This is a genomic window from Chryseobacterium phosphatilyticum, assembly GCF_002899825.2.
GTDB lineage: Bacteria > Bacteroidota > Bacteroidia > Flavobacteriales > Weeksellaceae > Chryseobacterium > Chryseobacterium phosphatilyticum.
In genome coordinates, this window is sequence record NZ_PPED02000005.1 from 310,621 (window position 1) to 317,459 (window position 6,839).

Below are 6,839 nucleotides of genomic sequence, written 5' to 3' on the forward strand. Positions count from 1 at the left end.
TAAGAAAAGAAAGACTCGATAAAATGAAGTTTAGACTATTACCCATCATTATGTTTGCTGCTTCTGCACATTTTTATGGACAAGTAACTCCACAGGACAGCACAAAAGTAAGTAATGCTGTACACACAGAAAATGAGGTAGGCACTTATACACTTAAAGACATCGTTGTAGATGGGGTAAAAAAGTACACACCAGCTCAAATCTTACGATTTACAGGCCTGGCTAAAGGCGAAAGCGTAGATATTCCGGGACAGAAAATCAGTAATGCTGTTAAAAAGCTTTGGGATACCCAATCCTTTTCTGAAGTGGAAGTTTATGTTCAAAGTATTGATGGCCAGACTGTCATCCTGAGATTTTATCTGCAGGATTTGAAAGAACTTGGGGAAGTTAAATTCTCTGGAAAAGGGATTGGTAAGTCTAAAAGCGAAAAGCTTGCTAAAGACAATAACCTTAAGCCGGGAACAAAGATTACTCAAAATTTAGTTTCAAGTCTTAAAACAAATGTACCGAAAGATTACATTAAAAAAGGTTTTGCAGATGCTAAAATTACCATCCAGGATAAAGTAAATGCAGGAGATCCTGCTTTAGTAGACTGGACAATTAATGTGGAAAAGGGTAAAAGAATTAAAATTGACCATATTGAGTTTGAAGGTAATCAGAGTGTTTCGGACAGTAAACTTAGAAAAAAAGCCTTTAAAGAAACAAAACAAAGACGTTTCGGAATCGGTGGAATTCTAAAATCGTCTAAATTCATTGAGGAAAAATACCAGGAGGACAAGCAAAGTCTTATCAGCTACTATAACTCTTTAGGATACAGAGATGCTAAGATTGTTTCAGATTCTGTATGGAGAAATAAAAAGAATAACTATGAGATCAATGTAAAATTGAACGAAGGGAAAAAGTATTATATCGGTGATGTAACATTCACTGGGAATACGGTATATCCTACTGAATATTTACAAAGATTATTAGGATATAAGAAAGGAGATATTTACGATGCAGTAGGGTTCAACAAAAAGGTAGGTGAAGACGGTGGTAAAGAAGATGATTCTGATATCAAATCAGTCTATATGAACAACGGTTACCTTTTCTCTAATGTAACACCTGTTGAAAAATCAGTCAATGGGGATGCAGTAAACCTTGAAGTGAGAATTAATGAAGGAGAACAAGCTACTTGGAACAAAGTAACATGGCAAGGGAATACCACTACCCATGACCACGTTATCTTAAGAGCGTTAAGAACAAAACCGGGAGAGCTTTTCAAGAAAACAGAAATTAAAAGAACCTATTTTGATTTAGCGGGGATGCAGTTCTTTGATCCACAACAAGTTGGTCAGGATATCCAACCAAATCAACAAGATAATACGGTAGATATTAATTGGAAATTAGTTGAGAAAGGATCTTCTCAGGTTCAGCTACAGGCAGGTTACGGAGGTAACAGCTTTATCGGAACCTTGGGATTAACTTTTAATAACTTCTCACTAAAAAACTTTCTTAAATTTAAAGACTTTAAACCTGTACCACAAGGAGATGGACAAGTCTTCTCAATTCAGGTTCAGGCGGGTCAGTACTTCCAGAATTATGGGGTTTCATTCACGGAGCCTTGGTTGTTCGGGACTAGACCAACTGCGCTTTCTGTAAGTTTGAACAACTCAAGAGTAAAATATAGAGATCAGTATGGAAGTGCTCAGAAACTTAATATTTTCTCGGCATCAGTAGGTCTGAACAGACTATTAAACTGGCCGGATGATTATTTTTCACTCTATACAGGTCTGCAATTCCAGAAGTATGATTTCAATAATTATCCATTCCAATTCGGTGATACAACAGAATATAACGGAACAGCTAATAACTTCAGTGTTAATGTTGGTTTAAGCAGAAACTCTGCGGGTATCGACCCGATATTCCCAACAACAGGCTCAAATATTGAGCTTTCTGCAAAATTAACTCCGCCATACTCCTTGTTTAGCAACAAAGACTACTCTACCATGTCACAAATTGACAAATACAAATGGATGGAATTTTATAAAATCAAGTTTAAGGCTGATGTATATAATGAAATCGTTGGAAAATTGGTGTTGAGATCTTCTGCTGAAATGGGCTTCATGGATGGATACAACAAAAACCTTGGAGCACCACCGTTTGAAAGATTTTATGTAGGAGGTACCGGTTTATTCGGAGGTAGATATGACGGTAGAGAATTGATCCCTTTAAGAGGGTATGATAATGCCAGTACATATGGTGGAGAAGGAAATGATATTACTCAGAGAGGAGGTGGAACAATCTATAACAGATTTACTTTAGAACTTAGATATCCGATATCAATGAACCAGACAGCTAAAATTTATGCTTTGACTTTTGCTGAAGGAGGTAACGTATGGAACTCTTGGGGGAATTATAACCCATTCCAGTTAAAGAGATCTGTAGGGGTCGGAGTTAGAGTGTATATGGGTGCGTTTGGATTGATCGGATTTGACTTTGCATATGGATTTGATAAGACACTTTCAGGAAATCCATCCGGATGGCAAAACCACTTCTTGATGAACCAATCACTATAATTATAAATATGAAGAACTTTAGAATAACTTTCACATTCATATTGCTCCTGGTTTTCGGATTCAATAATGCTCAGAAAATCGGAGTAGTAGATACTAATGAGATTTTAAATAAATTACCTCAGTATAAAGAAGCCGAAGCGAGACTAAATTCTCAAATCGATACCTGGCAGTCTGAACTTCAGAATCTACAGTCAGAATACGAAAGAAAAAAAGCAGCTTTTGAAAGTGAAAAAGTGTTATTGATAGGTGATCAGCTAAAACTCAGAGAAAAAGAAGTAATGGATCTCGATAAGAATGTTAAGACCACTACCAGCTTACGTTTTGGAGCCAATGGTGAGATTACTAAATTGAGATCAAATCTTGTACTTCCCTTTCAGGATCAGATCTGGGAAGCCATCAAAACAATGTCTGAAAAAAATGGATTGGGCATAGTTCTTGATAAAAGCAATAACATTAGTGTTATTTTTCTTCAGGGAAAATATGATTATACGGAGAAAGTATTGACTATTTTACTCAAAGGAACAGATAAGAAAGAAAAAACTAATAATAAAAGCAAAAAATAATTTTAAATTAACTTTTGCTAAAATTTAAAATCTAAAAACAAATTAAATTATTTATTTACCAATTATGAAAAAATTAAGTGTATTATTTGCAGCAGTGATGATGGTAGTGTCTGTAGGTATGGCAAAAGCTCAAAAAATTGCTACTTTAGATGTAATGGGAGTTCTTAATGCAATGCCGGAAAAGAAAAAAGCAGATGCTGATCTTAAAGCTTTCTTAGATACAAAACAAGCTGAGATCAAGAAAAAAGCTGACGCTGGACAAGCTAAATTAAAGCAATACAGCGAAGAAGCTCCTAAGAAAACTGCTGAGGAAAACAAAGCAAGAGAAGGAGAATTGCAAAAAATTCAGGAAGAAATTGCTCAAATGCAAGACAAAGCGCAAAAAGACATGCAGGCTAAGCAAGATGTAGCTTTCGGACCTATTGAGAAAAAGCTAAATGATGCCGTTGAGAAAGTGTCTAAAGCTAACGGATATGAGTACGTAATGGATGCTAATTCACCAGCATTCCTTTATAAAGCAGGTGCTGATGCTACTGCAGCTGTAAAGAAAGAATTAGGAATTCAATAATTTCAGCAAATTAACAAAGATTTATAAAACTAACCACCTCTTTTAGAGGTGGTTTTTTTATTTTTGCGGAATGGAAAAAGAAGTATCAACTACGGTAAAAGTTAGGTTTAGTGATTGCGATCCGATCGGACATTTGAATAATGTAAAATATCTTGATTATATGTTCAATGCCAGAGAAGACCATGTTGAAACATTTTATGGTTTTACTTATGAAGAATATACTAAACAAACCGGTTGTACCTGGATTGCGATTCAAAACGAAATCGCTTATTTAAAAGAAGTAAGATATAACACTCAGGTGGTGATCAGTAGTAAAACCATCGATATACAGGATAGAACTGCAAAAGTAGAAATCTTAATGAAAAGTTTGGATGAAAAAACTATTCACGCTGTACTTTGGGTTACCGTAATTTATTTCAATGTGAAAACAAGAAAATCTGAAATTCATCCGGAAGATATTAAAGATACATTTTATAAATTTTACGTCGACTTGATACAAAAAGACTTCCAGTCAAGGGTGAAGTTTTTAAGATCTCAAAATGCAAAGAATTCATAAGAATAAATTTTATACATTTAAACTAATAAAATTAAATGAAAAAAATATTAGTAACAGGGAGTAACGGCCAGTTAGGAAATTGCATCAGAAAGATAGCTTCTAACTTCGAAAATCAGTACGAGTTTTTATTTACAGACTCAACAACTTTAGATATTACAAACGAAGAACAGGTCAACGATTTTTTTTATGATAATAAACCGGATTATTGCATCAACGCTTCCGCATATACCGCTGTAGATCTTGCTGAGAAGGAAGAAGAAAAAGCATTTTCCGTAAATGCATATGGAGTGGCACATCTTGCGCAAGCCTGTGCAGACTCCAAAAGTATTCTTATCCACGTGTCAACAGACTATGTTTTTGATGGTGAAACCAACCTTTCATATTCAGAAGACGATTTTACAAATCCCGTAGGAGTGTATGGAGCTTCAAAAAGAAAAGGAGAAGAACTGGCATCGGAGATCAATCCTAACACTATTATTCTTAGAACATCATGGCTGTATTCAGAGTTTAATAAGAACTTTGTAAAAACAATGTTGAATTTATTTACTCAGAAAGAGGAATTAGGAATTGTTGCTGATCAGTTTGGGCAACCAACCAATGCCAATGATCTTGCCGAAGCAATTATGGATATCATTGAAGCCCCTCATAAAACTTTCGGAATCTTTCATTTCTCAAACTATCCCGAAACTACATGGTTTGAATTTGCAAAAAAAATTGCTGAATTTTCAGAATCATCTATAAAACTAAATGCACTCACTACAGAACAATACCCGACACCGGCAAAGAGACCTATGAGAAGTACCATGTCTCTGGATAAAATAGAAGAGGCTTATAAAATAGAACCCAAACATTGGGAAAATAGCCTTGAAGAATGTGTAGATCTGCTTTCACAACAATAATCGACATGAAAAATCTAGCAATTATCTTCTCTGTGATGAGTGCCCAGTTGCTGAGTGCACAAAATGTTTATCTCAGTAAAGTAGAAAAAACAAATGATAACCAGGATAAATTCTTCTATAAAAAAGACGAATCAATAAATGATGCTATTTATTTGGGGGTAATCGAAGTTCAGGGATTCTCAAAAGATGATGCGTCTATATTTTCACAGGTATATAAGAAAGCAAAAGAAATTGGGGCTAATACTTTTACGTTAATGCCCTTTGAAAATGTTGATGGGACACCTCAGGTATTTAATCCGGCAAACTATAAAATAGCTTTGTATTATATTCCTAAAGAAAAATTGACTGCCCGGAAAGGAGATATGTACATATTTGCCTCTTCAGAAAAAGATCAGAAAATAAATATTAACAGACAAGACTATATCCTGGCTCCAAGATCATTTTTAAAACTAAAAATAGTTCCCGGAGAAATCTATACAATTTCCACCAAAAAGCTTTTAGGCTCCACTATCAAAGTTCAGCCTAAAACCGGAGATGATAATTTATATTTCCAGGTTTCATCCTTAAAAGTGAAGCCTGATAACTCAGGTGTAGGTGGTTTAAACCTTAAATCAGGTGATATTATAGGACTGGAAAAGTCTTATGCCGAGTTTTTAAGTGCAATCTATAAAGAAGATAAAAAGTAAGACGTAAAAAATAATTTTATATAAATAATTAATACCCGGTTGTAATGATACCGGGTATTTTTGATACACTTTGGTAATGTTATAAAGGGAATCTAGTCTAACATTTAAATTCTTTCGCTCTCATTCTCCAACTCTCAAGCATATTCAGGAGCTATTTCCCGCTATCCACTCCTACTCCTCGCGCCAGTGCGCTCCACAGCCAAAACCCTCCGGCTCTCCAATCCCTGCTGCGGGGTATCCGTTACTATCGGGGCTAGGAGAATTGAAAGTTGAAAATGGAAAGTTGAAAATTGAAAGTTGAAAATGGGTTGGCGCTCAACAGAAAATAATGTACTGTTCTATGTTAATCCATGCAATCATTGGGAAAAATCTACTTCAATAGGAGCGGGCTTTAGCCCGCTCAATAAATAATTACCCCTCATCCGGCTTTAGCCGAAACTTAAAAATCCTTCCACACGCCTATCACGTAGCTTATCATCCCGTAGAGATCTCTACTCAGTTATTCCATATTTATCCTAATATATATGCATACACCTTTTCCGCTGTCGAGATCCCTTTGGGGATGCCATATTAAATGATATTAGAAAAACTGATGAAAATAACCAATCAAAAACCCTTTCAGAATGCCCTCCACCCATTAATCCCCATTTATAATATATCATACACTAATAGAATAGATGATCCCCTTATAACAATTTGTTTGATCCGCGGGAGACCTTTTCAACATGCATTCATTTTCCACTTTCAATTTTCAATTTTTCCCTTTCCCAGGTCCATTTTCTCTCGCCTTCCCGGGGGCTCCCCACTTTGAAACTCCTTCCCCAAACATTTGTTTAAAATTTTTTCCTCTGCTTACCAGTGTTTTAAGATTAAATATAAAGCAAAGATGAAATTTATGTTAAATAAAGTTGCGGGGTAATAGAGAAGTTTCTATCTTTGCCCCACTGAAAACGAGAGTAGATCAGTAGCGCAGGAGAGCTTTTAGATAAGCAAAAACATTAAATACTTC

At 35.4% G+C, this 6,839-nt stretch carries 6 protein-coding genes; all 6 read left to right on the forward strand.

Features of this window, described 5'->3' with window-relative positions:
* Positions 1 to 23 precede the first annotated feature (23 nt).
* Positions 24 to 2,558, forward strand: coding sequence for an outer membrane protein assembly factor BamA (gene bamA / locus C1631_RS20085; RefSeq protein ID WP_103247765.1), 2,535 nt, complete (start codon positions 24 to 26; stop codon positions 2,556 to 2,558).
* A gap of 8 nt (positions 2,559 to 2,566) precedes the next feature.
* Complete coding sequence (locus tag C1631_RS20090; protein WP_103247771.1) at positions 2,567 to 3,121, forward strand: OmpH/Skp family outer membrane protein; 555 nt, start codon at positions 2,567 to 2,569, stop codon at positions 3,119 to 3,121.
* Between the two features lie 64 nt (positions 3,122 to 3,185).
* A complete protein-coding gene (locus C1631_RS20095; protein WP_109713847.1) occupies positions 3,186 to 3,689 on the forward strand; it encodes an OmpH/Skp family outer membrane protein in 504 nt (167 codons plus the stop codon).
* A gap of 70 nt (positions 3,690 to 3,759) precedes the next feature.
* The gene (locus C1631_RS20100; protein ID WP_103247763.1) at positions 3,760 to 4,245 is read left to right on the forward strand and encodes an acyl-CoA thioesterase; all 486 of its coding nucleotides are present in this window, start codon (positions 3,760 to 3,762) and stop codon (positions 4,243 to 4,245) included.
* Positions 4,246 to 4,280: 35 nt separating this feature from the next.
* On the forward strand, positions 4,281 to 5,144 hold the full coding sequence (gene rfbD, locus C1631_RS20105; RefSeq protein WP_109713849.1) for a dTDP-4-dehydrorhamnose reductase: 864 nt from the start codon (positions 4,281 to 4,283) through the stop codon (positions 5,142 to 5,144).
* A 5-nt stretch (positions 5,145 to 5,149) separates the two neighbouring features.
* Positions 5,150 to 5,830 carry a hypothetical protein gene (locus C1631_RS20110; RefSeq protein ID WP_228441387.1) on the forward strand — a complete coding sequence of 227 codons (681 nt, stop codon included), beginning with the start codon at positions 5,150 to 5,152 and terminating at the stop codon, positions 5,828 to 5,830.
* Positions 5,831 to 6,839: the final 1,009 nt, after the last annotated feature.